The organism is Vibrio sp. YT-19(2023) (genome assembly GCF_033337395.1).
The window spans coordinates 1-556 of the sequence record NZ_JAWOQN010000949.1 but is presented as its reverse complement, the minus strand read 5'-3'; the positions used below and the strand labels follow the sequence as shown (position 1 = coordinate 556).

Here is a 556-nt window from a genome sequence, read left to right as displayed (position 1 = left end):
ATAAGTTACGCTCAAAAGGATCCGGAGAGAAGAAATGGTGCGGCGTCTGAATAAGCGCCAACTTTGGATCTTTCAGGAACATCCCCATTGTGAGCTGAAAGAATGCTCGTGTAGGAATATGGTCACAGTCAAAAATCGCAACAAACTCACCGCTGGTCTGCTTCAACGCATAGTTAATGTTACCGGCTTTCGCATGTTCATTCGTTGGGCGGCGGATGTAGTTCACCCCTACACTTTTGGCGAAATCTCGGAAGCTATCACGCTTGCCGTCATCCAGAATGTGGATGTTGAGTTTGTCTTTCGGCCAATCGACACCTAACGAGGCATAAACCGTCGCTTTCACGACATCGAGATCTTCGTTGTAAGTAGGGATCATCAAGTCAATGGTTGGCCAAGTTGACTGATCCGGTGGCATCGATACTGGTTTGCGATTCAATGGCCAGATATTTTGGAAATAGCCAAGCATCAGCACAATCCAAGAATACGTCTCAGCTAGAAGTAAAACGCCCCCTAGAAACAAAGCAACAGGATCGTCCCAGTTCAGGGTAGACGAATA

General features: G+C 46.9%; 1 protein-coding gene. It reads right to left on the bottom strand.

What is annotated here, in order from left to right:
- A partial coding sequence (locus R7E78_RS29355; protein WP_318059050.1) for a glycosyltransferase occupies positions 1 to 556 on the bottom strand: 556 nt, incomplete at both ends.